At 57.5% G+C, this 25,900-nt stretch carries 22 protein-coding genes and 2 pseudogenes; 14 read left to right on the forward strand and 10 right to left on the reverse strand.

Annotated elements, in window-relative coordinates:
* The first annotated feature begins 6 nt into the window (after positions 1–6).
* From IVB24_RS12075 to IVB24_RS12095, 5 genes are all read left to right on the forward strand, one after another.
* Positions 7–1,554 (forward strand): O-antigen ligase family protein, encoded by a 1,548-nt coding sequence (locus tag IVB24_RS12075; RefSeq protein ID WP_247772984.1) that lies wholly within the window; start codon positions 7–9, stop codon positions 1,552–1,554.
* A gap of 96 nt (positions 1,555–1,650) precedes the next feature.
* Complete coding sequence (locus tag IVB24_RS12080) at positions 1,651–2,271, forward strand: hypothetical protein (RefSeq protein ID WP_247772985.1); 621 nt, start codon at positions 1,651–1,653, stop codon at positions 2,269–2,271.
* A 223-nt stretch (positions 2,272–2,494) separates the two neighbouring features.
* Positions 2,495–4,714 carry a polysaccharide biosynthesis tyrosine autokinase gene (locus tag IVB24_RS12085; RefSeq protein ID WP_247772986.1) on the forward strand — a complete coding sequence of 740 codons (2,220 nt, stop codon included), beginning with the start codon at positions 2,495–2,497 and terminating at the stop codon, positions 4,712–4,714.
* A 1-nt stretch (position 4,715) separates the two neighbouring features.
* Complete coding sequence (locus IVB24_RS12090) at positions 4,716–5,471, forward strand: hypothetical protein (RefSeq protein WP_247772987.1); 756 nt, start codon at positions 4,716–4,718, stop codon at positions 5,469–5,471.
* Positions 5,471–5,866 (forward strand): hypothetical protein, encoded by a 396-nt coding sequence (locus tag IVB24_RS12095; RefSeq protein WP_247772988.1) that lies wholly within the window; start codon positions 5,471–5,473, stop codon positions 5,864–5,866. The genes IVB24_RS12090 and IVB24_RS12095 overlap by 1 nt, the downstream gene beginning before the upstream one ends.
* A gap of 18 nt (positions 5,867–5,884) precedes the next feature.
* Here IVB24_RS12095 and IVB24_RS12100 read toward each other — a convergent pair whose 3' ends face one another.
* The 4 genes from IVB24_RS12100 to IVB24_RS12115 form a co-directional block, all read right to left on the reverse strand.
* Positions 5,885–6,967 (reverse strand): glycosyltransferase family 4 protein, encoded by a 1,083-nt coding sequence (locus tag IVB24_RS12100; RefSeq protein ID WP_247772989.1) that lies wholly within the window; start codon positions 6,965–6,967, stop codon positions 5,885–5,887.
* A gap of 157 nt (positions 6,968–7,124) precedes the next feature.
* Positions 7,125–7,796, reverse strand: coding sequence for a DapH/DapD/GlmU-related protein (locus tag IVB24_RS12105; protein WP_247772990.1), 672 nt, complete (start codon positions 7,794–7,796; stop codon positions 7,125–7,127).
* 120 nt (positions 7,797–7,916) lie between these two features.
* Positions 7,917–8,669 carry a methyltransferase domain-containing protein gene (locus IVB24_RS12110; RefSeq protein ID WP_247772991.1) on the reverse strand — a complete coding sequence of 251 codons (753 nt, stop codon included), beginning with the start codon at positions 8,667–8,669 and terminating at the stop codon, positions 7,917–7,919.
* Between the two features lie 83 nt (positions 8,670–8,752).
* Positions 8,753–10,213: an endo-1,3-alpha-glucanase family glycosylhydrolase gene (locus IVB24_RS12115; protein ID WP_247772992.1), complete on the reverse strand. Its 1,461-nt coding sequence runs from the start codon at positions 10,211–10,213 to the stop codon at positions 8,753–8,755.
* Positions 10,214–10,417: 204 nt separating this feature from the next.
* Between IVB24_RS12115 and IVB24_RS12120 the strand changes: the two genes are divergently transcribed.
* Positions 10,418–11,869, forward strand: coding sequence for a hypothetical protein (locus tag IVB24_RS12120; RefSeq protein ID WP_247772993.1), 1,452 nt, complete (start codon positions 10,418–10,420; stop codon positions 11,867–11,869).
* A 3-nt stretch (positions 11,870–11,872) separates the two neighbouring features.
* Here IVB24_RS12120 and IVB24_RS12125 read toward each other — a convergent pair whose 3' ends face one another.
* On the reverse strand, positions 11,873–13,093 hold the full coding sequence (locus IVB24_RS12125) for a hypothetical protein (RefSeq protein WP_247772994.1): 1,221 nt from the start codon (positions 13,091–13,093) through the stop codon (positions 11,873–11,875).
* Between the two features lie 229 nt (positions 13,094–13,322).
* The gene (locus tag IVB24_RS12130; protein WP_247772995.1) at positions 13,323–14,822 is read right to left on the reverse strand and encodes an undecaprenyl-phosphate glucose phosphotransferase; all 1,500 of its coding nucleotides are present in this window, start codon (positions 14,820–14,822) and stop codon (positions 13,323–13,325) included.
* Positions 14,823–15,025: 203 nt separating this feature from the next.
* Here IVB24_RS12130 and IVB24_RS12135 point away from each other — a divergent pair, with 203 nt between their 5' ends.
* Positions 15,026–16,042, forward strand: coding sequence for an ABC transporter substrate-binding protein (locus tag IVB24_RS12135; RefSeq protein ID WP_247772996.1), 1,017 nt, complete (start codon positions 15,026–15,028; stop codon positions 16,040–16,042).
* A gap of 39 nt (positions 16,043–16,081) precedes the next feature.
* On the opposite strand, the gene IVB24_RS12140 is transcribed toward IVB24_RS12135, so the two are convergent.
* A complete protein-coding gene (locus IVB24_RS12140) occupies positions 16,082–16,285 on the reverse strand; it encodes a hypothetical protein (protein WP_247772997.1) in 204 nt (67 codons plus the stop codon).
* A 631-nt stretch (positions 16,286–16,916) separates the two neighbouring features.
* Here IVB24_RS12140 and IVB24_RS12145 point away from each other — a divergent pair.
* The 6 genes from IVB24_RS12145 to IVB24_RS12170 all read left to right on the forward strand — a co-directional run bounded on the left by IVB24_RS12145 (position 16,917) and on the right by IVB24_RS12170 (position 22,357).
* Entirely contained in the window at positions 16,917–18,221 is a 1,305-nt protein-coding gene (locus tag IVB24_RS12145) for a WcaI family glycosyltransferase (RefSeq protein WP_247772998.1), read from the forward strand.
* Positions 18,222–18,375: 154 nt separating this feature from the next.
* Complete coding sequence (gene gmd, locus IVB24_RS12150) at positions 18,376–19,446, forward strand: GDP-mannose 4,6-dehydratase (RefSeq protein ID WP_247772999.1); 1,071 nt, start codon at positions 18,376–18,378, stop codon at positions 19,444–19,446.
* A gap of 40 nt (positions 19,447–19,486) precedes the next feature.
* Positions 19,487–20,389 (forward strand): GDP-L-fucose synthase, encoded by a 903-nt coding sequence (locus IVB24_RS12155; protein ID WP_276578288.1) that lies wholly within the window; start codon positions 19,487–19,489, stop codon positions 20,387–20,389.
* Positions 20,390–20,428: 39 nt separating this feature from the next.
* Positions 20,429–20,992 (forward strand): WcaF family extracellular polysaccharide biosynthesis acetyltransferase, encoded by a 564-nt coding sequence (locus tag IVB24_RS12160; protein ID WP_247773000.1) that lies wholly within the window; start codon positions 20,429–20,431, stop codon positions 20,990–20,992.
* Between the two features lie 302 nt (positions 20,993–21,294).
* On the forward strand, positions 21,295–21,591 hold the full coding sequence (locus tag IVB24_RS12165; RefSeq protein WP_247773001.1) for a hypothetical protein: 297 nt from the start codon (positions 21,295–21,297) through the stop codon (positions 21,589–21,591).
* Positions 21,592–21,754: 163 nt separating this feature from the next.
* Entirely contained in the window at positions 21,755–22,357 is a 603-nt protein-coding gene (locus tag IVB24_RS12170) for a M10 family metallopeptidase C-terminal domain-containing protein (RefSeq protein ID WP_247773002.1), read from the forward strand.
* Positions 22,358–22,787: 430 nt separating this feature from the next.
* Here the strand turns inward: IVB24_RS12170 and IVB24_RS12175 are convergent, their stop codons facing one another.
* Positions 22,788–22,967, reverse strand: coding sequence for a hypothetical protein (locus IVB24_RS12175; RefSeq protein ID WP_247773003.1), 180 nt, complete (start codon positions 22,965–22,967; stop codon positions 22,788–22,790).
* A gap of 351 nt (positions 22,968–23,318) precedes the next feature.
* On the opposite strand from IVB24_RS12175, the pseudogene IVB24_RS12180 reads away from it, so the two are divergent.
* Positions 23,319–23,610: pseudogene (locus IVB24_RS12180) on the forward strand (adenylate/guanylate cyclase domain-containing protein); the annotation flags it as partial.
* 1,026 nt (positions 23,611–24,636) lie between these two features.
* Here IVB24_RS12180 and IVB24_RS12190 read toward each other — a convergent pair.
* On the reverse strand, positions 24,637–24,831 hold the full coding sequence (locus tag IVB24_RS12190; RefSeq protein WP_247773004.1) for a hypothetical protein: 195 nt from the start codon (positions 24,829–24,831) through the stop codon (positions 24,637–24,639).
* A gap of 388 nt (positions 24,832–25,219) precedes the next feature.
* Positions 25,220–25,843, reverse strand: a pseudogene (locus IVB24_RS12195) (IS3 family transposase); the annotation flags it as partial.
* Between the last annotated feature and the right edge of the window lie 57 nt (positions 25,844–25,900).

Consider the following 25,900-nt stretch of genomic DNA (forward strand, 5'->3'; position numbering starts at 1 on the left):
CGGCACTTGCTGGACGCCTACGAGATCATCCGCTCTAATGTATTCTCCACTGGGGGGCGTCAGACGAAAGCGATGGGCCGTGTTTCGATGAGCATTCGCTGGTCGGCTGATCTCGTAGCCAGCTGTTTGCTGTTCTTTGCTGTAGGGAGCGCGCCGCTCCCGTTTGGGTCGACCAACAATCTGGCCATTGCCTTCTGGTGCGCTTGTCTGGGAATTGCCTTGGTATTTGCACCGGTGAGGGCCTTGCGTCGTCCCCATCTCTGGATCATCGCCGGCATCTTCATCGTTGTCGCGGCTTACGGGATCGCGCTGCACGAACAAATGTCTGACAGACCGTGGATTGCGCGATATCATCCGATCTGGAAGCAGATCGGCTCGCTGGTCGATTCAGCCGTTGCCCCATCGGCCTCGATTGTCAGGCACGAAGCCTTCTTTGCTCTGGGGGCGCCACTTGCAAACATTCTGGCTATTCTTGTGGGGCTCGTCATTGGCGCCGACGCGAGGCGTGCACGCCAGATAATGCTGGTGATTGCGCTATCAGGCAGCTTCTACGCTGCATATGGCGTCCTCTCGTTCATCATCGAACCGACCATGATTCTGTGGCGCGACAAGACCGCCTATCTCAGTAGCGTCACCGGCACGTTCATCAACCGCAATACCGCCGCTGCCTATTTCGGCTCATGTGCCGTCATCTGGATACTGCTGCTTCTTACGGACGTGCGCCGCCACCTTCCCGGGGGCCGCTTCAGGTGGAGCAATCTCTCCCGCGATCTGACTAAAATTCCGCAGGCTTTGATAGCTCTGAAATTCGCCGCACTCCTAATCTGCGTCATGGCGATGTTCATGACTGGCTCGCGGGCGGGCGTGGCTGTTTCACTTCTCTCCATGATCTTCGTCTTTGTCGTTTTCCTCCGGAAGGACCTTCCGCCGCGCACCGGCGTCTGGATGGCCTTGGCGGCCGCCGCCTTGGTCGCTCTCGTTCTCTTGGAATTGCTCGGTGGTCGTGTCGTGGGTCGCTTCGATAGCCAGGGGCTGACCGATAGTGGTCGGCTGGAGGGGTGGAAGTCCTCGCTGCTCATTATCGCCGATAATCCCTGGTTCGGCACTGGGATGGGGACTTTCCAGTCGGCGTTTCCAGCCTTCCGCAGCCCGAATATCTCTATGCGCGGCACCTGGAATGCAGCCCATTCGACCCCTCTGGAGGTCGCTTTGGAGGCCGGAATTCCGATGACGCTGCTCCTGGCGGCCGGTTGGGCGGTCATGCTCACAGTGCTTGCGCGTGGGGTGTTCACCCGCAAGCGTGACGCTTCGATTCCCCTGGCGGCCATCGGCATTGCACTGCTGGCGTTGCTCCATTCCGGCCTCGATTTCACGTTGCAGATACCGGGTTACAGCATCCCCTTCTTTGCGCTTTTCGGAGTCGGCCTGGCGCAATCCTTTCACTCCGGCGAGGGGAGCATCGAGCCGAAAGGGGCTGCGGCAAATGCGCTGTCGAGCGTTGATCGCACTTCGGGATCGCCAAAACAGTCCTCTTTCCAGGTACTTGGGCCTTAACTATTCCTTTAGAATTGGTGGACAGGACTGCCTCTTTCGACTAATTTCCAATCGTTTCGTTCGGGCCATAAAGGCAAACTAGTTGTTGAGGAAATTATGAACCTTATCAGGTTTACGGTTCGAGCCGCTGTGGTGATTGCGCTCGCAAGCTCGATATCCTCGGCCGCCAGCGCGGCTGTTTATCCGCCCAGCCGGCAACTGCAGGCTCAGATCATCTCCGATTTCAAGGGATCTCCTGCAACGCTTTTGCAGCAATATCCTGATGGCGGTCCGCAGTTGATTTCGCGCGTCCGAGACCTTGGAGCGTCGGATCCGACGACAGTGCCGGGTCTGATCGAATTGTTGAAGAACCCGGCGACGACGAAGGATCAGTTGCGCGCCATCGTCGCTGGACTTGCCCAGGTCGCCCGCATGGCGGCACAGACCGATCAGGCGTTTGCCAATGAAATTCAGGCCGCCGTCGCCGGAACGAACAATCCGGACGTGATTGCTGCCTATCAGGCCGCAACTGGTGATGTTGCAATCGCCGCGGCGGGCGGTGCCGGGGGTGGCGGCTCCGGTGGCGGCGGTCCGACGACCGGCTTCGGATTTGCCTTTGGTGGCAGCGGCTCCGGTGCCCAGAACTTTGGTGGCCTGCACTACCCGAACAGTGCGACGACTTATACGGGTTCAGTGACTCCCTCGACCGCCTATCCCGCGGTCAGTCCGACGCAATAACGTCCGGGCCTCTTGCGCCGGCATCCCTTAGACAAAATAAACCAAGGCAGCGTGTTATGCGCTGCCTTTGATCTTCCGCGATGACTCGCACGATATACTGCCCGTGAAGCACGTGGTGCGTCCATGCTTCGATGGCTATTCGTGATTTGCAGCTACGTGAAATCACGTTGCCGCGCGCTTGTCGGCCCAAGTACGGGCATCGATTGATTTCAGGAATTACCGGATGTTGCAGCTGAACAAGTCCACCTCAGAGATCAATCGCGAATTCGCCGAGACTCAAGGCTCCCCGTTTCAATCGCTGACTTTGCATCTGGATGTCATCCGGCATCAATTCCCGACAATCGTCGCCATCATATCCGCCTCCGTGATCCTGGCGCTCCTCTATCTCTTTACTGAAGCTCCCCAATTCACCTCCACGGCGTCAATCGTCATCGACACTCGAAAAGTACAATTGTTCCAGCAGCAATCGATGCTCGGCGACGTGGCGCCTGACTCCGCGTCGGTGGAAACGCAGGTCGAAATTCTCAAGTCCGAGAATATCAGCTTGGCGGTCATTCGTGACCTGCACCTGACGGAAGATCCGGAGTTCCTCGGCAACGGCGGAAGCTTGATCGGGTCGATCGGCAATTTCTTCTCCGATCTGTTTTCCAGCGGCCGTGCCGGTTCCGAGTTCAGATTGCAGCGCAAGGCTCTACAACGCTTTGAGAGCAGTCGTACCATCAAGCGTCTCGGTCTCACCTACGTCATGGAGATCGGCTTCACATCGCGTGATTCAGCGAAAGCGGCGCAGATCGCCAATGCGATCGCTGACGCCTACATCGTTGACCAGTTGGAAGCCAAATACCAATCGACGCGCCGCGCCAGCGTCTGGTTGCAGGATCGCATCAAGGAGTTACGCGCTCAAGCATCCGCGGCACAGAAGGCGGTTGTCGATTTCAAGACGGCCAACAACATTGTCGATACCGGCGGGCGCTTGATGAACGAGCAACAACTTGCCGAAGTTAACAGCCAGCTGATTGGGGCGCATGCCTCGACGGCCGAAGCAAGGGCGCGGCTGGACCGCATCAACGATATTCTGAGGCGCGAAATCCCGGATGCGGCAGTGGCGGATGCTCTTCGGAACGAGACCATCGTCAAGCTGCGAGGCCAGTATGTCGACATGGCTGCCAAGGAAGCGATCTGGGCCGCCAAGTATGGCCACGATCATCTTGCCGCGGTGAACCTGCGTCGCCAAATGGACGAGATCAAGCGGAATATGATCGACGAGCTCAAGCGCATTCAGGAGTCTTACAAGAGCGACTACGATATCGCCGTCACGCGCGAGGAGAGCATCAAGACTAGTTTGGCCACTGCGATCTCGGAGTCCCAGCTGACCAATCAGGCGCAGGTTCGGCTACGCGAGCTCGATAGCAATGCGCAGTCGTATCAGGCGATGTACGACAATTTCCTGCAGCGCTACATGGAATCGGTCCAGCAGCAATCGTTCCCGATCAGTGAGGCGCGCGTGATCAGTGCAGCAACGACACCGCTGGTCAAGAGCTATCCAAAAACTCTTATCGTGCTGGGCGTGGCTCTTTTTGGCGGGTTGGTGCTGAGCTTCGTCTTGGCGATCGTGCGTGAAATGATGGATCGGGTGTTCAGGACGACTCAGCAGGTCGAAGAGGTGCTCGGTGCGAGTTGTATAGCGCTGCTGCCGACGGTGAACGCAGCCGCGACCAAGGACACAAAGTCGAGATTGCTGCGTTATGTCGTTGATCATCCTCTGTCGCGCTTCTCCGAGGCGGTGCGCTCGACGAAGGTGGCAGTCGATCTAAACTCGATTGTTCGAGAGAACCGCGTGCTGGCGGTTACGTCGACTCTTCCGAATGAAGGCAAGAGCACGCTTTCGGCCAACCTCGCGCAATTGATGGCCCATGGCGGCGCGCGCGTCCTCCTGATCGATTGCGATCTCCGCAACCCCTCGCTCTCTCGCGCGCTGACGCCCGGCGCGGAGTCTGGTTTGGTCGAAATCCTCGCGCAAAAGGCGAAATTGGAGCAAGCGTTGACGGTTGATGCCCAAACGGGGCTCTCGATCCTGGCTGCAGGTACGACCTCGAAGCTTCTTCATACAAACGAGATATTGGCATCCAAGATGATGCATAGCCTGATTGGCGAGCTGAGGGACAAGTTCGACTACATCGTGCTCGACATGCCGCCCATGGCGCCAGTAGTGGACGTGCGCGTGACGTCGACTTTCGTTGACTCCTACATATTCGTCGTCGAGTGGGGCAAGACCCTGATGGATGTCGTCAGGCACAATCTGCGTGGTTCTCAGGAAATCCAGGACAAGCTGCTTGGCGTCGTTCTCAACAAGGCAGATACGAAGCGCCTTGCTCGCTACGAGTCGTATCACAGCCGATACTATTACAAGAAGAACTATGCCCGTTACGGCTACGTCGACTAGCGTGGACGAGATCTGGCGGAAATGTTGTCGGGGCGTATTGCTCCTGACGGGTATCGCTGGAGTAGCCTGGTCACTGGTCGTGTTGCCATCGTTCTGGACCGATCTGCAGGTCAGCTCCGTTGCCACGCACATTCTGGTCGGTGAACAGCTCAAGCCGGGGACCGTGGGGTCGATCGCGGTGCGTACGGATGCCGACTCGCCGTCGAGCCTTCCTTACCCCAGTCTGGTGCGAGCCCGAGCGCTGATTGCACTTCGCTCTGCCGAGGAGGACTTGCTGGGAAAGGGTTCCCGGGACCTCGAGCGCAAATTGTCGATCGCGGAGAACAAGCTGAAGTCGTCATTGATGCTCGATCCGGCCGACGCGTTTCTTTGGCTGTTACTGTATTGGGTGAAGAACGAACGAGACGGTTTCGACGCGGGAAATATTCGCTACCTTGAACAGTCGTACGCGGCTGGCCCATACGAAGGCTGGATCGCGCTCCGCCGTAACAGGTTGGCGCTTGCGATATTTCCGTCGCTCGGCGAACAGCTGCAGCAACGAGTCGTTGCCGAGTTCGCTGGCATGGTCGAAAGCGAGTTCACCGATGATGCGGCACGCATTCTGATGGGAGTCGGTTGGCCTCAGAAGGATAGATTGCTGGCGAGCCTCGGGGGCGTTCGCCTGGTCGCCCGTGAAGCCTTTGCGAAGCGGCTGGCGTATGAAGGGGTGAAGGCTACCGTGCCGGGAGTCGATTTGCCTGAAAGGATGTGGCGGTAATGGTTCGATCGCTCTTTCGGCTTGCCTTGCTGATCTGCATGGTTCCTGCCTGGACATTGATCCAGAACATTCCGTCGGCTCACGCACAAAGCACTAAATCAAAATTCACGATGCAAGGCGCCGCCGACACATCGGAATCGAACATCATCCGTGACGGCGCCAATCGGCCCTGCCTTAATGTTGAGGCGGCTGCCAAAGGGCATGTCCAGAACGCAGAGCTGATGGATCATATCGTGAGCGTCAAGAACAATTGCTCTCGAATGATCAGGGTCAAGATTTGCTATTACCATAGTGATCACTGCAAGGATGCGACCGTCTACGGCTATCAGCGCGTTGATACGATTCTGGGAACGATGAAGATGTCGACGTTTCGATATTCACTATCTCAGAAATGAACTCTCCGCGCGCCTTGCTCATCGCGTCGCAGGTGCCTCGAAAAGGTCTATGAACTTTCTTGCGTCATCTTCGCGCTGAACGAGCAGCGCTGCGCGATTACGCTTGGCCTCGTTCAGAACGGTATGAAAGTCAGCGACCGACTTCTCCCACACGAGGATCTGTTCCGCGATCCCGTCGAGATCCGACGCGCTCGGATCGAGCAGCAATTCTTCCGGCACCATGTTGGCGATGCATCCGCGACTGGAGGCAGCGACGATGATGCCTGCCATCTGCGCCTCATAGATCACCACAGGCTGCGCCTCGTTGACGTATCTCGTCGGAAACACGAGAACGTCGATCGAGGAGAGAAAGTGGACCTTGGCGTCGTCATATACGGGCCCCACATACTCAATTCCACCGATCTCGTTCGCGCGGCGCTTAATGTAGTGCTCGATCTCGAGATCGGCGCAGGGACCAGCGATTCGCGCCGTCAGGCCGGATCCGCTCTCTCGCAGTCGAGCCATCAGGTCGAGAAAGCGGCCGATGCCTTTTTCGAGCGAGATGTTCGATAGATAGCCAATCGCGCTGAATGTCCGCTCACAGCTCCGCAGTTCGACCGTGGGCAAATCGATAAACGCCAGGTTGGAAATGACGGCCGTCCTTAGATGCTTGCCATACAGCTCCGAAAGTGTCGTCGCCATCCTGGGACAGAGCGCAATATGAAACTGGTTGGCGCCGGCCATGCGAACAATGGACGCCAGGATAGCGCTACGCTTTGTCAGATACGCAAAGCTGTGATGATGGAACGCGATCGTCTTTCCCAGCCACCGCGTGAGAACGACCACCAAGAGGTCATAGAGCAGCCCATATCCGCCGGACAGGGAGAGGTAGAGGATCGAGGCCTCCGGGTGGCGAAGGATAGTTCGTCCGCATTGGGCGTATGCCCGTGCGCGATTGAAATGATGCCGCCACCGATCGGGAGCGTCGCCTGGTGAGGTATCGCCGAACGCCAGTTGAAATCCAGCAGCCCGCAGAGTGTCGGCTGCTCGCCTAGTGATGAGAGCTGCGCCATGTACGGGCGGAGGAAGGGGGCCCGCCACAACGATCATCTTACTGGGCACGAGGTCGTCGGTCCTTCAGCATGTTAACAAAAGAATAGTCGATGGCGAGTGCGTTTCGGCAGAACAACGCCGCGGATCCGCAGTGTCGTCCGGCGGACTGAGTGGCCGTTTCACTGTGTGGGCACACTCGCCATGCCCAGGATGAAGCCGCGAATTGTCACATGACTGTGAAGGCGGTTCGGTGGAAGATCTTTGCGCTCTTGGGGATGTCTCGCTGGTGAACCGCAGGATTGCCGCCGATCATCGAGTATTCCTGGGGCGCGACGTGGGTTACGACGGCACCCGAAGCCACAACGCAATAGTCCGGTATGGTGACGCCCTGCAGGATGATCACGCCGGTGCCGATCATCGTATAGGCTCCGATGGTGATTGGAGAGCATGTCTGCCGTGCAGACATTGGATTGACCCCGTGGGTCAACAGCTGGCTACGGAATCCGGCCAGACCGCAGAACTGGCGGAACTCGATCCGGTCTGTGCAATCTATGTAATGTTGGCTCATCACCAGACTCGCCTTGCGCATAATAAGATCCGAACGTCGCTTGGTTTTGGTTCGGAAGGCCGGCGAGTTCAGGCGAGTTGACAGTCCACCGATCCAGTTCAGATTGCCGATGACCGCATCTTCATCCATCTGCAACCGATCGAGCCGACCGATGTAGTTGAGATGACCGATGTAGGTCTTCGCTTCCAGGACGCATTCGTCGGCGAGGATCAAGGACAGACCGATCCGCGCGTCGCGATGGATGGAAAAACCAGGAATCGCGTTGAGGGCCAGCCGACGGACTCGCCAAGGGAAAAGAATGAATAGAACTTGAATAACAATCTTCAGCATAGTGGTTCCTCGCGCCCACCCAAAATAACCTGAAAGTGCTGCGGTTTGGTCAAGATCTCGGCTTTAAGGTTTATTTCGATAGTGTCTCGCCTCAAGGACGCGAACTCACCGACGCACCAGCTAGGCGGCTTCCGCCGGGCAGTCGAGCTTCTTCCGGATGAAGACCATCAAGACCGTCTTGAAGGCGTGAGGCGTGAGCGACTGAACGAGCTGGAAGGCACGGTAAATGCCGCGGTTGTTGGCGTGGTAGGCCGGCTCCGCATCCCATGCATATACAAAATGGTCAAACCGCGTGGGTGAGAAATACTTCCGTAGCGTAGCCGGCGTATTCAAACGATAGACCGCTGGAAAGATGTCCTCATCCTTGCGCTCGGGTTGTGCCGAGCTGAGTATGGTGCGACTAATTCCGCTCGGGATCAGGCGGTTGGCCAATGCGATGTAGCCGTACCTGTTTGGGGTTCGCGCGCAGATCCAGCCGCCGGGCTTCAAAAGCCTGTCCATCTCGGCGGTGCTTTGCGCCGGATCCGGAATGTGCTCGAATGTGCAATCCGACAGGATGATGTCGGCGCAATTGGCAGGCAGCGGCGCACGTCCCGTCGGATCCAAGAGCATCGCCTCGTCGAGCGACGGATTGGTGAAGACGGCTTCGTCGACGTCCAGTCCGATGACTTGGGTAACGCGTCCCTTGAAATTGCAGAGATTGCGCCGGTACTCCGAACTGGCGTCTTCGTGGATCGCGCCGCGGCCTGCGCCGAAATCGATCATTCTGGTGCTCGGCGTCACGAGGGCATTCACGCGTTGGTAAAACGCAATCGTGCCGTCGATTCTGGAAAATCCGCCAGCAGCTAATTCCGGGAAGAAAGTTGAATGCATGGGACTCACTGACGCTGGTGCGCTCAAGAGAAATGACGGCCAAATACCCAGATAGTCCTCGTCTGAACCACGACCGGAAATTTCTAGACCGGTGGACGGGACGACGATCCACCGTGATACAGCAAATCCTGATAGGCCGAGGTCTCACGAATTTCGAATGCGCTCGGCAGGTCTATGACGCTGGCGTCCCCGCGGCTGAGCCGAAAACTCACTTTGCCCGGCACCAGCGGAATTCGAAACGACGTGATTCCAGCTTTCGCCTTCAGGCTCTTCGAGCCCTTCGCGGTCGCTATCGTGAGTTCGCCCGGCTCCTTCAAGAACGCAAGCAGCTCAATGTCATTCTGAGGCGGATCGGCAAAGCGGCTGACCAAATTTGTCGCGAACCTAAACGGTTGAGCAGAGCCGGTCCCAGCCGCCTCGGTGGACTCGATTCGGTGAAAATAGTAGAGCACGTCTTCGGTGATCGGCGGCATCGTGCCGTTTTTGAACCAGGCGATATAGAACGCAGCGAGATCATAAAAAGCATATTGAATGCTGGTGGACGGTCGAATTTCGGATCCTTCGGAATAGTCGTTCCAGGTGGCGATGTTGACCGCGTCAGAGCCGAGTTCCATTGCCGCGGCCCATGAAGCCCGGAACAATTCACTGTTGTGGCATTCCGAGAACCAGCGATTGTGCGGCCGGAAGTCCTGGGGCCACACCACGGATGCCCAGACCTTCCCGGCCTGTTTGGCCAACTTTCCTACTTTCTTGAGAAGAGGGACGTCGCTCAGTTTGTCGACCCCCCACATCGATGCGCCATCGATCAGATCCATGAAATCGATCGTTCTGCGCACATCGAGAAATGTAGGATAGAAGAAAACCTTCTCTCCGCTGGCCGTCAGTCGTTGCAACAGTCCCTTCCATCGGCCAACGTCCCACTGCTCGGGAGAAAACGCCCCCAGGATCAGTCGGCCGTCGGAGTGGCGCGCCACGTGGGAGTTGCGCGCCAGTTTGAGTACGGCGTCGACAATCGCATCGACCGGTGTCTTCACCAGAATTACGGTATCGATCGACAGTATGACTTCAAATCCCGGTGGGCCCTGTTTGGCGGCCTCGAGCATGTTACGTAGATGGATCATGTACGGGGAGCCGTCGTCTATACCTCCCATGTTGAAAAGGAAGCCATCCAGCCCGATATGATGCGCGGCTTTGATCTCATCAAGCATGTCAAGCACAGCCCAGTTTGCCTCTGGGCGTGGAGGTCGAGGCAGGGGCCGTTCGCGAACGAAGCCGCCTTCGGCCCGAAGTTTACCTTGGGTCCCGTCTGGCGACAGATAGTCGGCATACTGATCTTTGTCCGCCGGCCAGTTATCAAACGAGGTCGGAAACCAATGCCAATGAGCGTAAACCTTCTTCGCTTTCGCTCCACTCGTCGCCGCGGCCACCGAGGCCGGCATTGAAGATGCTCCCGCGAGGAGAATTCCGGCGGAAAGAAGCCGACGCCGGTCCATACGTGCGTGCAGCTTGAGGTCGTCGTCAATCCGGGCCGAGGAAAAGGACATTCAAGTAAGTATTCCGTTGATATCTTCTATATATTACAAGGATATCTCACCTGAGATTTAACCGCAAGGTGAGCGAGTTCGAAGCGTTAACGCGACCGGGATATGTATTGTACGATCTGCACCGAGGCTGAACTGCGGTGGGATGTGTTCTTTCCAGAGCCAGCGCCGCAACGTGGAGCTTGGCGAAATCCAATGTCTTAAGTCATGAACCAGTTCTCGCGTAGTGCAGCCGCTTCCCAATTGTATGTGACGCCGAAGAGTGTCTTCGACTATGTCGTGATCGGCTCAGCCGGAGCCTACTTGCTCCTCTCGTTCACCCAAGCCTGGTCCAGCCCGCGTGCATCGCTGATCGCTGCCATGATACTCGGGTTGAACGGGATCGTTTCCTTGTTCGGACTGAAGATCGCTCTGGCCAGATCTTACCTGCTGTTCGTTGTCTTCTTCATCTTCAACCTCCTGTTTCTGGCCGTGGCGCCTCTTCAGCAGATCGGAAACGACTTCGATCCCATTCTGGCCGATGGAAGTCTCGTTGTGCCGGCCAGCGCCCTTTGCGCATTCATGACGATCGTGGGCCTCTGCTTCGTCATCTATCGTCCCTTTCGAACTCCAGAACCTCGCCATAACCGGTTTCTGGACAGAAGCCTCGCCGCCGAGCCAAACCCGAACTACACCCTTCTGGCAGCTGCCTCGATGGTCGTATCGCTGGGATTGGTTGGCTATCTTGGCTCGTCATTGCTTCAGGTGAATCGCGAGGCCTTTGGTTCGGTGGTCGGCGAAAGCAAGATGATCAACATTCTGGTCACGGCGTTCTTCCGGCCATTCACCCTGGTTGCTCCTGTTATCGGTGCGAGTATCGCTTTAGCTCGCCGGAACACGGGCTGGGTGACGTGCTTTGCAATTCTGCTTCTGGCGGGTCTCTTCATCAACAACCCGCTCATTTCCGCACGTTTTCGCTCATCGACATTGATCGTATTCTGCGTGCTTGCGATATTTGGCCCAAGAAGCATTCGTCTGTTTCTTGTCACCTATTTCGCCGGATTGCTGGCGTCGCCCATATTCGGATCCATTTTCCGGTACGCAAATGTCTCTCTCGATCAGCGGCCATTCTCACAGTTCTTTGTTCATCCTGATTTCTCAGGCCTTGATCTGTTCTGCTATGCCATCATGTGGGTCGAAATGAAAGGCTTGGAATGGGGATCGAACATCATGGGAGCACTGCTGTTCTTCGTTCCCCGAGACCTTTGGGCAGAGAAGGGAAGAACGGTCGGCGAGATCATGCATGACTACATCTTCATCCTGAAAGGCTTCGGCACCGATAACGTTTCGGCTCCGCCGCCGATCGAGGGCTATTTCAGCTTCGGGATTGTTGGGGCGATGCTGATGTCTGTCGCGATCGTCTATGTTCTCGATCGGGTAGAACGTCGCGGCTTTGCTGCCCAAAGGCTGTCGCCGCTGTACTTCATTCTCTGTCTTTCGCCGATGCTTTGCATGATCTTGCTTCGCGGCCCGTTTCAAGTGGGGTGGTCGGAATGGGCAATCCATAGCTCTACCGTCGTGGCTTCGGCGGTCCTGCTCCTCCTCACGAAACGGACCGTCTACATTCCTGCACGCCCCTCAATTCGCCGCATGTCAATGCCGGAGACGTCGCAGAAGTGAGCGCTACCCGGGCTGCGTTCGGATACGGCCCGAGGCTCCCTTGACTACTACCCAAAGCGCCGCGGCACCATTGGCAATCGCCAGCGACACGAACGCACCGGTAACTCCAAGAGCCAAGCAACTGGGAATCGCGATGACGGCGGTTATCGCCGCCGAGATCAAGCTGCCGGCCTGCATCAGGCCCAGCCGGCGATTGGCCCTCAACCACATGCTCACAGTAGCGAGTGCGAGGGCGAAGCTCGTCGAGATCAATGCAACGGGGATGGATCCGCCGAGCGCGACATACTTAGTTCCAAAGATGAGAGAGGCCGCATCGCTGCCGAACCAAATTGCCATGACGGCCAACGGAAGCGGAGCGAAGACGATCAGAGCCAGGATGAGCAGGTGGGGCGTTTCAATCTGGCTGATCCTGGCGACTGCAATGCGCGGCGTGATGAATCCTGAGAGCCCGCCAAGCAACTGGGCGAATGGGGCTATCACGGCGAACATCAGCCGATAGCTCGCAACGGCTTCAGGCGAGTTCAGAAATACGAACACGAACGGATAGATATTTGTCGTCGCCAGGCCGAGGAGGTTGTTGATAAGGAACGAGTATCCCGCCCGGAAATGAGACTTCAGGGAGATGTTCTGGTCGTCGTTGAGCTTGCGTGGGATGTTTCGCCACGCTGAGACAAGGAAGACCAGATTGCCGAGGATGAAGGGTACGGTATATGCAAAATGCGATTCCAGATTGACGTGGGGCAGCATCCAGGCTGACACGATCAGGACCGTTGCGTAGGCCGCCGCTGCGACGGCGGATGCTTGCACGTGTCCCTTAATGTGCATAATTCGCCGAACGAACTGGACCGGACCGGCAAAGCTGAAGAACAGGCAGGCTAGAGCTACAACTGTGAGCGTCTGCATCTCGTGAGTGCCGCTGTTCAAGACGAGTAAACATCCTGCGGCCAGCGCCAGGCAGCAAAAGGATACATTGATCGTCCACAGGCGCTTTAACAATGATCGTTGACTGTCCTGTGCGCTGATTCCGGTCGCGATGATGGGGTCGCAGATGACCGCATGATGAGCGCCGATGAGAATGAGATAGCAGGTATATCCAAGGCTCAGCTCGGCGAATTCGGCCAGCGGTAGCCGGCGCGCGACTACCGCCAGGTAGAAGAAATTGGAGAAGCTGAAGATGACCTGCTCGCTGCCCAGAACGAAATATTTGATGAGGTAGGTTTTCATCTTCCTGAAATTGGATTGCTGCTAGCGGGCGCGAGTGCCTTAGCGGTGGTTCCGTTTGCGCAATGTTATAGGATGAGGCGGAGCCCCGATGCGAGCTTGTTTGAGGACAAAGTTAATTGCCTGATTCTCTTTCTGGGCGAGCGAATCCACAATCAGGCGCGTGCCCATACGATTGGCGGCATAGCTGAAGTGAATGGACCGCCTCTACTGGAGGGGGCGGGGCAAGACATCAGTACGCCACGGGATCGCGGGTCACTTGTACCACCGTGCGCAAGATGATCTTCGCGTCGAGCCAGATGCTCCAGTTGTTGATGTACCACAAGTCCAGGTCGACCCTGGATTTCATCATGCTGACGGTCAGCGTTTCGCCGCGGTAGCCGTTGACCTGGGCCCAGCCAGTGATGCCAGGTTTGACGTGTTGGCGAAACGCGTAGTTGCTGATGACTTGCTCATACTCCGAGTTGTGCGCAGCCGCGTGGGGGCGGGGGCCGACCAGCGACATGTCGCCACGCAGGACATTGAGCAGCTGCGGCAGTTCGTCGATCGAGGTCTTACGTAGCCATCTGCCGACCGGGGTTACGCGAGGGTCGTTCCTGCGCGCCTGCAGAATGATCGGTCCATCTTCCAGTACGCGCATCGTCCGAAATTTGTAGATCTTGAAGGCGCGACCGTTGAAGCCGTTCCGGGTTTGCCGAAAGAGCACCGGGCCGGTCGATGTGCATTTGATCAGTATCGCGGTCATCAGCATGACCGGTGCGAACACCAGCAGGCCGAGGCTGGCGCCGATCAGGTCGAACGCCCGTTTGAGAACCTGTTCTTGTCGCGAAATTGGTGCACGCCGTATCTCCGCAATCAGGCTGCTTCCGGCCGTCGTGACCGGGTAGCGCAAAAACCGCGAGACATCCGGATCGGAGACGAGATTTACCGGTATCGGAAGGATTCTCAGCGCGTCCGCGATCATGTCGATCGCGTGCCAATGGTCCCACCTGAACAGCAGGAACACCTGTTCGATCTGGTTCTCTCGCGCGTAAGCGATGAAGTCGTCGAGGCGCGGTCCGATCGACGGAATCAGCGACGGCGAAGTCAGGCATTCCGGGTGGATATCCATGATCCGCGTGATCCGGTAGCCATGCTGTGTGAGCTCTGCCATTGCTTCTGATGACACCAACCCGCGCTCGGCGATCGCCACGGCGCGGCGCCTGGCGAAGGCGCCACCGTTCCGCAACGCCGTCGTCACAAATCGCGCAATGGCGGCCTTTGCTAGCAGAAGCGGAACGGGAGCGACCAGGTAGAACGAGATTATCGTGCCGCGCGAGATTTGATTGCTGGCCTTCATGGCGAAGGTGATAACGATTAGCGCGCCGAACAAGACGGTCCACATTGCCAGTGTCTTTTTGAATAGCCGCGGCAGGTGAGCGAAGTTTTTGAGAGCGTAGCCGTGCTGAACCTTGATCAGAAGTATAAAGTTGAGCGCAACGAGGAGGCTGAGCGCGGTGTAGACGTCGAGTTGGTCGTGCTCCGGCCGTACATAGATCTGATATCCGGCAGCACAGCCAACGCCGCTTGCCACGATGATGATAGCGTCGGCCACAAGAGCCAGCAGTTCAACAATGTTAGGTCGCCACCATTTCACGACTAAACTTGCGCGTGCCGAATTCGCCTCATCGAGAACGTGAATCTCTACCGGGCGGTCCGCGGTGGAGGTCGGGCGAGCCGATGCAATTGTCATAATATCAACTCACGAGAAGGAAAATCGCGTTGAGTGCTATCAGGAAAGGTCGTAGCCGAAACAAGACGAATGAAAAAATAACCTTACTTCTTGTGATCTCATTATCCTAATTCTGCCATTTGGAACACAAAATTCGAAGGTCGGAAGGGGATAGGTTCATGCGTCACCGACGGCGGCGATCGGGACCTGCGGTGACGCGCCGGGTGGCGATCAGTCTCGCGGCGCTGTCCGCAACCGGCCTTGTTATCTTCGCCTTGGTTCCTGATACTACGCCCGTCCACACGCCTGCCGATTCCTCGTTTCACGCCAGCTTTTTCCTGGATGGGCCCTACTCCGCTCGCTTCGCCGGGGAGATGATTGCGGCAAGGGAGGGCTATTTCAAGCGAGGCGTCGCACTTAGAGCCCTTCCAGACGATCCCAGTTTCGTCGAAACGGTTGCGAGGGAGAATGCCATCGGGGTGACGACGGGCCAGAAGTTCTTGCTTGCCGTTTGGCGAGGGGCTCCTGTCACCGCCTTTGCAGCCAGCTTCCTTGACACCTCGGTGGCTATTTTCGCACTGGAGCGGTCGGGCTTGCATCGCCCGGACGACCTCATCGGAAAGCGCATCGGCTGCCGCGAGGGGAGTGAGGCAGAGGTTGTCTTCGACGCCATGATGGCCAGACTTCGATTGCCACGTAGCCAGATCGTCAAAGTTTCCGACCGGGCCAACTTCCAGGCACTAAGATCAGGGGTTGTCGACGCGATTGTTGTCCCGATCGATCAGCAGCCTAGCCAGACAAGCGCGGACTACGTCCCATTGAGCGTTATGAAACCTCAGGACTATGCAATCCACGTGCCCGGGCAGGTTTATTTCGCCAGCAACGATCTGATTCGAGGGCGGCCGTCCGCAATTGCCGACCTGTTGCACGGCTTGGTTCGGGGGTGGCAATTTGCCTATGCCGATTACAGCGGGGCGATTCCGATCATTGTCGACTTTGACCGGTCCGGCCTCGCACCTGAGCGCGTCAAGTTCGAATTGGAGCAGCAGCGGTCGCTGGTGCTGCCTGTCGGCGCCCGAATAGGCGAATATGACGAAAGTCGGTGGCGAACCCTCCGCGACATCCTGGTCTTCGCGGGTCTTGGCAGGGAGAACGGCTCGCTGTTTCAGGCTGTCAGCACACAATTCATCAGGGGCGAGTACCGGCGAGCGCCGGAAAAGGAGGGAGCCGGCGCCTTCTAGCAGTCCCAATTCGACATTCCGGGCTGGTGGATGGGCATGCTATGGTCCGTTGCCTTTTTCCGATCCCGTTGATAAATAATCTACTCGATATCCGGCTGAATTTTGAAATATTCTGATTTGGCGCATTTCGTCGCCGGTTGGGCGAGCGCAGGGGAACGTGATGGCAAAGCAGACTATCCGGCGTTTGGGGTTGTTGGTATCGGCAATGGTCTTGTTGGCCGGGCCGCAGGCGATCGCTGCCATGCAGTTGCCGGCATCCGTCGTCTCGACGCCGGCCGAACACGTACTCCCGGTTACCTTTTGGGCTCAATCATATCCTTACCGCTATGTGCCGCGGCGGCGTTGCCCTCAAGTCCGTGTGGAAACTCCCTATGGCTGGTATTGGGATCGGGTCTGTATAGCGGAGACCAGCCCGATTCTTCGACGGGCTTACTAGGCGGGACGTTGCTCGGAAAGCTCCGGTTGCTTGTCGCGCCTGACGGCTCTTGATGGTACGCGTTCATCATTAAAATGATCCTTTCTTTACTCCGTTAATGAGAGCTGCCACCACCTCGCAAGCGAAAGTGCGAGGAGCGACAGACTGGTGCCTTGCGCAAGCGCACGTACTGGCCCGGAGGTTCACGGACTGCGGGGGCTGAGTTCGGTCAGGCTGCCAACATCGACAGAAGCGCGGCGTGTCGATGCAGAGCGAAGTTTTTATTCCCGATGATTGGCGGGCCTGTACCGAGCGTAGTCCCCTTGATTTTCGCACCGGAGTTCAAGCGGCGGATTGGCCGACGCGGCAGCGATCGTTCAGCGGAGGCTGTGGAGCCGATGCGGTGATCCTTGGCTGTCTCGAGTTTTGGATACGAGTTATCGTTCAGGATCTTATTTAATGCGCATTCTGTTGATCGGCATCAATTACGCTCCCGATCTGATCGGCGTGGCCAAGTACAATACAGAGCTTTGCGAAAGCCTTGTTGCCGAAGGCCATGAGGTGAGGGTCGTTACGGCGCCGCCCTACTATCCGGCCTGGAGCATTCCCGCCGGTTTGAATTCCTCCTATTTCAGGCGCTCGATGATGGGGGGCGTGGGCGTCATGCGAGCGCCGATCTACGTTCCCAAGCAGCCGACTGGTGCAAAGCGTCTGATTCATCACCTGTCCTTTGCACTGACGAGCCTGGTGCCGGTGCTGATCGATGCATATTCCTGGCGGCCCGACATCGTAATTTCCGTCGCGCCGTCGTTGATGTCGGCCCGATTTGCTTCCTTCGTTGCTCGTCGCATCGGTGCCAAGTCGTGGCTTCATGTGCAAGACTTCGAAATTGATGCCGCCTACGGTCTAGGACTGCTCCGGAATGCTTCACTGCGGAAGGTGATGCTCAAGGCGGAGGCGGCGGTCCTCAGATCGTTTGATCGCGTTTCCAGCATCTGTCCGCAAATGGTGGAGCGTTTGTGGGACAAGGACGTCGATCCGCAAAGAGCGACCGAGATACGAAACTGGATCGACACGGACGTGATATTTCCCCGTCCGAAGCAGACCAAATATCGGACATCCCTGAATATCGGCGAAGATGACGTCGTTGCTCTCTACTCCGGGACCATGTCGGCCAAGCAGGGACTCGATCTGCTCGTCGAAGCCGCCGCTCTTCTTCGGCGCAATCCGCGACTGCATTTCATTCTGGCTGGTGAAGGGCCGCACAAGGCAAGACTGGTGGACATGGCCTCCGAGAATCCGCGAGTTCATTTCCTGGAACTCCAGCCGAACGAAAGTTTCAACGAATTGTTGGCGACGGCTGACCTTCACGTAGTCCCGCAGAGGGCGGAGGCGGCCGATCTTGTATTGCCATCCAAGTTGGGGGCGATGTTTGCGTCCGCGCGTCCCGTCGTCGCGATGGCAGAACGGGGCACGGGGCTTGCTGCCGAAGTGCAGGGTGCCGGTTTGCTCGTTCGGGCGGGAGACGTTCGATCGCTTGCAGAGGCCATTCTTCAGTTAAGCGAGGATCCTTCTCTTCGCGAGAGGCTCGGCGCAGAGGGACGGAAGCGTTCCATCGAGCGTTGGGACCGCCGTACCATCGTGCGTCGCTGGATCGAGAGCATGAGTTCGATTTGCGGTCTGCCGGGCAGATCTGAACGCGGGAAGGGTGTGGTTTCCGAGAAGGCGGCGACATCGATCAACGACGCTCTTCGTCTGTCCTGACGTGACACGGTCAGAATTTCTCCGGCGTTAATGATCAGTCCCTGCTACGATTGACCTGCATGAAAGGTCGCTTCTACATGACTTCGGTGGTTGAGCCATTCTATCGTCATCGCGTTTGTTTCCAATCCCGGCGGTCAACGGCAGGTTTTCGCATATGAGTGGGCGTGTTGCGCTAATTACGGGCGTTACTGGACAAGACGGTGCGTATCTCGCCGAGTACCTCTTATCGCTTGGCTATGTCGTTCATGGCATCAAACGGCGTTCATCTTCCTTCAACACCGCTCGTGTCGATCATCTATACAGGGATCCGCACGTTGGTGAGGTGCCGTTCCTGATGCACTACGGGGACATGACCGATTCCACCAATCTGATCAGGCTCGTGCAGCAAATCAAGCCGACGGAAATCTACAATCTGGCGGCGCAGAGTCATGTCGGCGTCAGTTTCGAGAGTCCCGAATACACCGCGAACGCCGACGCGATCGGGGTACTGAGGCTTTTGGAGGCAATCCGCATTCTGGGCATGGAGAAGGAGGCGCGGTTCTACCAGGCATCCACGTCCGAACTGTATGGGCTGGTGCAGGAGATTCCGCAGAAGGAGACGACGCCGTTCTATCCGCGCTCTCCCTATGGTGTCGCGAAGCTCTACGGATACTGGATCACGGTGAACTACCGCGAGGCCTACGGGATGTTTGCCAGCAACGGCATCCTGTTCAACCACGAGAGCCCCATCCGCGGTGAAACTTTCGTGACGCGCAAGATCACACGCGCGGTGGCCCGCATTGAAGTCGGGATCGAGGATACGCTCTACCTGGGCAATCTCGAGGCGAAACGAGACTGGGGGCATGCCAAGGATTACGTCGAAGGGATGCACTTGATCATGCAGGCGGATAAGCCGGACGATTTCGTGCTTGCCACTGGCGAGACCCGCTCGGTGCGCGAGATGGTTGAACTCTCTTTCAGGGAGGTGGGGCGCGAGATCGAATGGCGCGGCAAGGGCGTTGATGAGATTGGTATCGACAGACGCACCGGCAAGACAGTGGTTCGAATCGACCCGACCTATTTCCGGCCGACCGAGGTGGACATTCTGGTTGGCGATGCCAGCAAGGCGAACAGGATGCTGGGTTGGAAGCCAAAGCGGACGTTCAGCCAGCTCGTGCACGAGATGGTGGCAAGCGATCTGAAGGATGCAAGGCGGGAGCGATCGAGTGCGAGCCACAGAGTTTGATTTGAAAGGCAAGAGCGTCTACGTCGCCGGGCATCGGGGGATGGTCGGTGCTGCGCTAGTGCAGAGGCTCGCTCAGGACGACGTGCGGTTGCTCACCGCTGAGCGAACCGAAATCGACCTGATCAACCAGGCTCAGGTGTTCGATTGGTTCGCAAGGATGCGGCCGCAGGTGGTGTTCGTCGCAGCAGCCAAGGTGGGAGGAATTTCCGCGAACGATAAGCTTCGCGCCGAGTTCATCTACGAGAACATTGCAATCGCGGCTAACGTCATCCATGCTGCTCATACTAACGGTGCTGAGAAGCTGATGTTTCTCGGTTCATCCTGCATCTATCCAAAATTTGCGCCTCAGCCGTTGCGCGAGGAGTTGATCTTGACTGGCCTGCTTGAGCCGACCAACGAGCCTTATGCGGTCGCCAAAATCGCCGGCATCAAGATGGCAGAGGCCTATCGGCGCCAATATGGCTCTGACTTCATTAGCGTGATGCCGAGCAATCTCTATGGCCCCGGGGACAACTATCACCCGGAATATAGTCATGTCGCAGCGGCCCTCATCCGACGCTTTCACGAAGCCAAAGCCGGCGGAAGCAAGAGCGTCGTCGTCTGGGGGACCGGCTCGCCGCGTCGCGAGTTTCTCTTCGTTGACGACATGGCGGACGCTTGCATTCACCTAATGAAGAACTATTCCGATGAGAAGCCGATCAACATCGGTACTGGCAGCGACATCACCATCACTGAACTCACCCATATGGTTGCCAGCATAGTCGACTATCAAGGCGATATCGTGTTTGACCCGACACGTCCTGACGGAACGCCGCGCAAGTTGCTTGATGTCAGTCGTCTCTCAGCACTCGGATGGCAGGCCAGGACTCCGTTGGAAGCAGGGTTACGGCAGGCCTATGAGGCCTATCTGACGACCCAGGCATCCGCCGTAGACGACCGGTGAAACATAGTCCTCCTCCCTCCGTCGGGCGAACTTACCAGAATGCGCGAGTTCCAGAAGCTGGATCAGTTTCGTGTACCGCCAGGGTTTCGTGGACGGGGAGCGGTCGTGGTGGTGCTTTGGCAGGTTGTTCAATCGACACTCTTTGCACTTTCGCCTCAGCCCTTTTTTGCGTGGCGGCGCTTTCTGTTGCGCCTGTTCGGTGCAAAGATCGGCCGTAAGGTGCTGCTGCGCCCTACTGTGCGCGTGACCTACCCCTGGAAGACTAAGATAGGGGACTTTTCCTGGGTTGGTGATCACGTCGAGCTGTACAGCCTGGATTGCATTTCAATCGGCTCCCATTCGGTAATTTCGCAGCGATCTTATCTCTGCACGGGATCGCATGACATGGACGATGTCGCGTTCAGCTACATCACCGCCCCGATCACGGTTGGCGATCAAGTTTGGATCGCCAGCGACGTGTTTGTTGCGCCGGGTGTGAAGGTGGGCAGAGGCGCCGTCGTCGGCGCGCGAAGCACCGTACTGAGGGACGTTCCTCCCGAGGTCGTGGCTATTGGCGAGCCCGCGCGGGTCCTGCGCGATCGCGTCGCGTCCGGTGGGGGATAAGTCCTGCTATGCACTCTCGGAGCAATCCGGCTCGTTCCGCCAATTGGGTTCGACGGCTATCGGACCGAATTCGCGGAACGCTTTCAATTCCAGTGCGTTTAGTTTGGAAATCTCCAGCAATTTTGTCGCCTCTCACGGTCGGAACTTGTAGCCCGGATCTGGCGACCTACACTCTCAGCCGTTCCAGCTCAAAAGTTGCGTCGGAGCCGTCCTCGTTTGACCTCAATCGGGAAATAAGGAGATCTAGACCTAGAAATGCAACTCTGAGCTGATGTTTGAGCGACGATAGCCGAGGCGAGTGAATGCCTATTGATCGCTGCGCCGAATACTTGAAGAATCGAAATGGGCTAGAATCAGAGCCGAAGGAACGGCTGACGCCAAGTGCTCTTGAGGAACGGCTCGACCGAGTTGAGCGCGACATCAAACTACTCACGGAATTTGACAAGGTAGAGAAGGCTCGGTTCGATAGCGAGTCTTACCTGTGGACTGCCGAGGACCGCATCGAGTGGCAGGAGACGCAATCCGACGATGCACGACAAATGCGAGAACTAATCGAGGAACGGGAGGCCTTGCGCAGTCAGCTGGCCTCCTACGAGTGATAAGTCGGTGGGTGCTACAAGTTTCAAGTGACACCTCTCCTTAGTTGAGTAGTGGTTCCGGGGGAGGAGCCAAGTGATTTTACCGGCAATCTCAACCGGTCGGACGATACCGTCACGCTTCTGAACACCGTGTCCGGCGGCTCGGTCAACCTCGGCGAAGGGATTGATCCTGAATCTCGCCGCGGGCAGCAATTCGTTCGACAATCTGTGGAACGTGAATTTGCTCAACGGGAGCTCGTCGGACGACATTCTGACGTTGCAGGGCAGCCCCGCGAACGTGATCAATCTCGGCGATGGCAACGACACCCTGAACTTCAACGCGAACGTCTATGACATTACGGTGACTAACGTCGAAACCGTCAATGCCGCCGCGAACTTCGACAGGATCACGATCGGCAACACGTCAGGTAACATGACGATCACTGCCGGCGCGGGTGCGGATGAGATCTTCGCCAGCACGGGTGACAACTTCCGCTTCGTCAGCACCGCAGATTCAGCCGCCGGTGCCGCCGATACCATTCGCAATTTCGACGCCGACAATGACAGCTTTACGTTCTCGGGCATTAGCGTTGCTGGCGGTCACATCGAGTACGTAGAGAACGCGGCCTTGCTCGGTGCCAACCAGGCTTCGGCCCATCTGCAGAACTTCGGGCCGGGCAACGACTATCTTCAGATCGATATCGACGGCGACGGAACGAGCGATATGGATGTGAGCCTGCAAAATGCGACGGGCACGCTGCACAACGGCAACCTCCTGTCGAGCTGAGAGGGAACCGGCTTCAGAGCAAGCGTCGGCGGCCCCGCCGTTTGTCTCCGGAGCCGTCGTCCCGGCAATCGCCGCGGGGCTTTACGAGTAGCGCATTGGCGGCTGGATCGCGTCGCTGGCTGGCTTCCAATCCGCGTGAAAACGTCGAAGCAATCTGCGTGCGAACCCAAGTAAAAAACCGCCGCCACCGGCTATCCGGCGGATCGGCGGTCTGCGGGAGGTGGCTGGCTTCTCAGGAGGCTGCTAGCCAGCGCCAACACGCTGCGCGCCATCAACGACCCTGCCGGCGGCGCTCGAGGCGTACCGCTCGCAGCCCTATTCGTGGGAGCGGCTGTGCGAGGACGAACTCAACGGCATCGAGGCCGCCGAGCAGAAGCCGACCAGGACCATCACGCTGCGCCCGCACGGCTCGACACCGTGCTGCGCACCGTCAACCAACCGGAAAGTGGTCGAGCGCGAAGGCGCGGTCGTCGAGCGGCCGGCGTGCGGGGGCGGACGAGTTTTCCACATTTCCACCGTTGATTAACCCTGTATCGCTGCTCGAACAGCGCAGGCTGATCCACAGTTCGGAAGATAGCTGCTTCAGGAACGCCCGCTCGATCTCGGTCAACCTAACCCGCCGGCTCCAAGACAGCAGATCCGCTTTTTTCGCCCCAAACGGGCTTTGAGCTAGCGCTGAAGGTAGGATTATTTTATGATTTAAAGGTTTGATATTTGGCATACTGGCTTTTCGAGAGTCAGGGCATCTTTTCGGGAGCAACTCCCATATCAACTGTTTTTGGGAAGGCCGGCTTGACCATCGGATAGTGCGGGTTCCCATTCAAATCCTAGTTCCAGATGTGTCGGGGTTTGCCGTGAGTATTTACTTGCTCTCACTTGCGGCGTGCGTTGTCGGGATTCTTCTGTTAATGGCATTCCGTCGATAGGGCCGACATCGGACGCAACCGTTATCCTAAATCCTCAGATCCGCAACATCGCTTACCAGCCCAGCCGGCATAAGAGTTTCCGCATCGGCCTCACGATCGGCGACGTTGTCGAACGGGACGGTGATCTTCTCGGCGATGGTGTCAACCTTGCCCCGCGGCTGGAAGGCCTCGCGGGAGTAGGCGGCATCTCGGTCTCGCGTGTGGTCCACGAGCAGGTGGCGAATCGACTGTCGGTCAAGTTCGCCGACAATCGGCACGCAGGAGGTTAAAAACATTCCGACGCCTGCGCACGCCTACAGGATCGCGATCCCTGGTGAAGGCGGCACCGGCGGCAAGCGCTGAAGCGTTACGGCCGATTCCTTCGATGATCTTGCCTGAGATCGACTTCGACGGCCTCGGCGGCAGCCGGCATCGGCGTACCCATTCGATGTACCGCATCGGCGGCGCGATCTATCTAGCGAAACCCGTAGTCCCGCTGCATCTAGCCCAATGCGAAAAACTGGGAAGTAGTCCTCTGCAAAGCTTAGCGCCCGAACTAGGCTAACTCAAGTACGCATAGAAGCGACTCGCTGCTGACCGCTGTCCTGACCTTCCACGGCGTCGCCTTGGCATTTCTCTCAGCAGAAGTCGCCGAGCGAGCGTTGCACATTTGCAACCCAGTCGACCGTAAGGACTAGTAAGCTGTCCGATGGGAATGACCAAAATATACTTCGTTTCTACATCAAACGATCTGCGGGACGACAAAAATGTATGATGTTTATCGTCATGGGGAGGCTGACTTGCTCGTTCTAAGCACTGGCTCCGCGATACCCGCGGGATACTCCGCAAAGAAGTGGCGCAAGAGCAGAAAAAGAATTCGCAAAGTTAGCGACGATCAGATCAACTGTTCATCGCCAAGGATATTATATTCGTCTCTTGCAGGTGACGAAGAAGGGGCCAACTTAGTTCCGGCGCATCGGGCTAGATAACCGAGGCGATTCTAGCCCCGTTGTTCAACGCCTAGCTGCGCAGAAGTCTCTCGATTGAGCAACCCAAGCCGCCGCTCCAGATTCGCCACAACTCTTCGAACGACATGCTCTCAACGGCGTCCGCTCCATGAATCCACCCGACCCACGCGTTTTCCATAGCTTGGGCTACAAGCGGAGCCGCCAACACTTTCTAGGTTGAGCACGGAAGATTGCTTGCGCTGGCGGCGTGTGCTCGATTTGTCCCAAGCTAGCTCCTCGACTCTGGCTCGTGCCGGCGCGGCTCAGCTTGCACCAGTCGATTCCGCAAGAGGCCCAACTCCGCAATCTGGCCCTCCAGAAATGGTCGGCAAAAGTATTGCGCATCGTCCCGACAAGCGTGTTGCAGTCAATGGTCTAAGTTGGGGACCCATTCCTCCGCCGCTGTATCCCAATGATGCGTATCGTCGAATTGTTTCCAGGCCGGCTGCCTCTGCTTGGTTCCGCCGTCCTGCGGATTGGCGTTTGTGCGGATGATCTGCGCCAAGGCTGTTACCCATTCGTAACCGCTGTGTCGTTTGTTGCATTTGATCGCTTCGAGCATTGGAGGCCTCCGTCGATTCAGAGCGTTCTTCACCCTAGCCCGCGCCAAGGGCCTCGAGATGTAACCCACTTCACAGGGGGAAACATTTTCGACGTGGGGAGGACGATTACGGCGCGGTCAGCGGCCGTAAGCCGTAACTTAAACTTTTTGCTTTTCTTCCTCGATGGCTGCGGTGCGCTTCCCAGGCGAGGAGTCCTCAAGCGAACGGCATAGGCTCGTAACCGACAGATCTTCCATCGCAAATGAGCGTATGAAGCCGGCAACCTGCGGCACCGGAGCGGGCAACCTGCACAGCGAGTTCAGCTATAGGTCAACGGCACCAGTTTCCCTATCCGAGCTCAGTTTCGGACTCCGCGCATGAGCTGCTGCCGGTTTGATGGACACCAGGTTAAGCTAATCCCACCTTACGCTCGAACTCAACGGGGCTGAGATAGCCGATGGTCGAATGACGCCGGACGGCGTTATAGAACCGCTCGATGTAGTCGAACACATCTGCTCTTGCCTCGTTCCTGGTGCGATAGGTCTTGCGCTCGGTGCGCTCGGTCTTCAACGACGAGAAGAAGCTCTCCATCGCCGCGTTGTCCCACACATTGCCGGATCGGCTCATGCTGCAAACGATCCCGCTGTCGGCCATCAGGCGCTGGAACTGTTCGCTGACGTATTGGCTGCCGCGATCGGAATGATGCATCAAAGCATCCGGGTTGCCGCGGCGCCAGACTGCCATCAACAGGGCATCGGCAACCAATTGCGCTGTCATACTAGAGCTCATCGACCAGCCGACCACACGGCGCGAGAACAGGTCGATCACGGCCGACACGTAGAGCCAGCCCTCGGCGGTCCAGATGTAGGTGAAGTCGGCGATCCACTTCTGGTTCGGCCGCTCAGCCACAAACTGACGATCCAGAAGGTTCGCCGGCACGTTCGCTATCTGCCGGTCGCCTTCGTCCTTCGGCAGGCGCCGGCGCCTTGGTCTCGCCCGCAAGGCCTGCAGGCGCATCAGCCGCTCGAGGCGAACCGCTCCGCCTTTCGACCCTTACTCGAAGATCCTCTAATTCTGAGAGCTGAGAAG

Origin of the sequence: Bradyrhizobium sp. 192 (genome assembly GCF_023100965.1) — a bacterium.
Classification (GTDB): Bacteria; Pseudomonadota; Alphaproteobacteria; order Rhizobiales; family Xanthobacteraceae; genus Bradyrhizobium; species Bradyrhizobium symbiodeficiens.